The organism is Rhodopirellula sp. UBA1907, assembly GCF_002337565.1.
In the GTDB taxonomy this organism is placed as follows: domain Bacteria; phylum Planctomycetota; class Planctomycetia; order Pirellulales; family Pirellulaceae; genus Rhodopirellula; species Rhodopirellula europaea.
Genome location: NZ_DDGH01000089.1, coordinates 1 through 2,734 on the forward strand (window position 1 = coordinate 1; position 2,734 = coordinate 2,734).

Annotated in this window: 1 protein-coding gene; it reads right to left on the reverse strand. The window is 59.8% G+C overall.

Features of this window, described 5'->3' with window-relative positions:
• A partial coding sequence (locus B2R17_RS19340) for a DUF11 domain-containing protein (RefSeq protein WP_286765263.1) occupies nt 1-2,698 on the reverse strand: 2,698 nt, incomplete at its 3' end.
• Between the last annotated feature and the right edge of the window lie 36 nt (nt 2,699-2,734).

Here is a 2,734-nt window from a genome sequence, read left to right on the forward strand (position 1 = left end):
CGACGTCCGCATTCGCGTTGTCGACGATTTTGGTGAGCGACAAATCGGCTTGCGCGGGCGTGATGACACTGGACGCTTGATCGTCTTCGGTCGCGTCTTGGTTGTCAGGCGTGCTGTCGGGATCGAACTGGGACGCCTGCGTGATTTCCGCGGTGTTGGTGATGGACGCGAACAGATCGCTGCGACCGGGATCCAAAATCGCGGTCAGCGTCAACGTTTCGCTGGCTCCTGCCGCCAGCGAGTCGACCGTCCATGTTCCCGTGGCGTCGACGTGAGTGCCGTCGGTAACTTGGGCGTCCTGAAGGATCAGACCGTCCGGAAGCAGGTCGGTGACTTGGATGTTGTTCGCCGTTGTGATTGGAATCGCTGCGCTGGAGTCGGCGTTGGACAATGTGATCGTGTAGGTGATCGAGTCGCCGGGTTCGGGGCGCTCCGGGGTGACCGTTTTGGTCAACTGCAGGTCGATTGCGTTGGGTGTCAAGGTCGCCGAGTCGGTGTCGTCTTCGGTGGATGGACCCGCACCGGGGGTGCTGTCCGGGTCGCTCTGGTCCGAAGCCGAAATGGTCGCCGAGTTGGTCTTGATCCCAAGGCTGTCGACACGAGCAATGATCTGCAGGGTTGGCATCACCGGGATGGGGTTGCCAGGGTTGGGGGCGGTCACATCGCTGATGATCCAAAGCCCCGTGTCGGAATCATAGGTTCCTGATGAGGTGACATCACTGATGTAAGTCAATCCAGCCGGCAGGCGATCTTGGACTTGCACCCCCGTCGCGTTGTTTGGGCCTTCGTTGTTGACCGTGATGGTGAAGGTCACGTTCTCGCCAACCGTGGGCGATTCGTTCGAGACAGTTTTCGTCAGCGAGAGGTCTGCGACCGGTGTTTGGATGAGGACTTCGTCTTGGTCGTCCTCATCGATCAAGTCGTTATTGGGGGTGCTGTCGCGATCCGTTTGGGCGACCGCCAAGACTTCTGCCACGTTGGTGAAGTCACCCGCTTGATCGACGCGAGCGACCAGTTCTAGGGTCGCGAGTCCGCCGACGTCGAGTGATGAGATTGACCACCGGTTCGTTGATGTGTTGAACGAGGTGCCGGCGCTGGGGGTGTTTCCAACCAGCGTCAATCCCGCGGGCAAGCGGTCTTCCACCAGGATGCCTGTCGCTGTGCTGAGCGTCGCGTCGGTGGCGGTGTCGAGTGATGAGTTTTGCAGCGTCAGCGTGAATGTGATCTCGTCGCCAACGTTTGGCTGGCCGTCGGAAACCGCCTTGGACAACTGCAAATCAACACGCGTCGCGGTGACGGTGGCGGCGTCTTGATCGTCGTCCGCCAGTACGTTGTTGTCGCGGGGGCTGTCCGCGTCGAGTTGTTCGGCCGACGTGATCTCCGCCACGTTGGTTTGCGGGTCCAGGCTGTCCAGTTGTCCGGTCAGTCGCAACGTCGCCGTCGCACCCACGGCGAGACTTGGGATCGTCCAGAGTCCCGTTCCGGGCGTGAAGGTTCCCGTGGAGGCGGAGCCGGTCGTGTTGATGATTCCCGATGGAATTCGGTCGGTCACGACGATGCTGGTTGCTGGATCAGGCCCGTTGTTCGTGACCACGACATCGAACACGACGTTTTGGTTCAACGTGGGTTCCGTGGTGATCAGCGTCTTGGTCAATTCCAAGTCCGCTTCACCAGCATTGTCAATGTTTTGGACAATGATGTTCGGGCCAACGGTACCAAGCAGATCCGCAATCGCGTCGTAGTCGGGGCCGCCGCTGACATCGAGTTCAATCGCACCGATTTGAGTCAGGTCGGCACCGCTTCCGCTGACCGATTGGAAGTCGGTGAATGGGATGTACTCGACCGAGGTGGGCTGAGTTGGCAGAGCGGGTATGGTCAACGTGGCTTGGCTGACCAGGGTTTGGCTGCCAGCGATTCCGTCGTCGCTGTAAAGTCGGATGACCGCCGTTCCGCTGGTCACCGAACCGATGACAAATCGCAGCCCGGTCGCGGAACCACCGCTGGTCAAATCGATTGCTCCCAAGCCATCGTCGTCAACGGTTGCGGCGTCGTCTCCGGCACCGTCCCAGATGACCGAGCGTTGCCCATTCGCAAAACCGTTGGCGTCGAAGCTGAGCAAGTTGGGTGAGACCGCTTGGTTGACGCCGATCTCAATCGTGCCGATGTCACCCGTGCCGCCTTGCGTTTTATCGACAATCAAATCGCGAGAACCGCCGATGGCTTCGGCGGCGGCTTGCGTGGACGTCACCGGTGTCCCGTCTGTGACCGTGTCTTCGACACTTTGAGTGGTCTGAAATGAGTCAATTGTTTGGAAGGCTTGCCCGGCGACTTGCGTCGAGTTCACTGTGATCAACGGCGAGATCTGTTGCTGCAGTGATCGACCGTTGACGGTTTGTGCGGGCTGGAAAACGAAGTACGAACCGGCGGTGACGCCAGTGAACTGGTAGTTGCCACTGGGATCCGCCATGGCCATGTTGACTTCGACGTCGTCGGTGTCTGGCTCGAACACGCCGTCGCCATCGTCGCGGAACAAGTCCAACGCGACGTCCTCAAAGTCACCCCCGATGAAGCTGTCCGTGACCTGCCCCCGGATCGTCACCAAATCGGAAGCCACCGCCAACAACCGCCGACTTTCAAGCGACTCCAGCAGCAACCGACGTCTGCCTCTGCGAGCGCTTTTGGGAGCACTGTCGTTCATCCGTGAATGGCGGTTTGGGAATCTCATCGTCAAAGC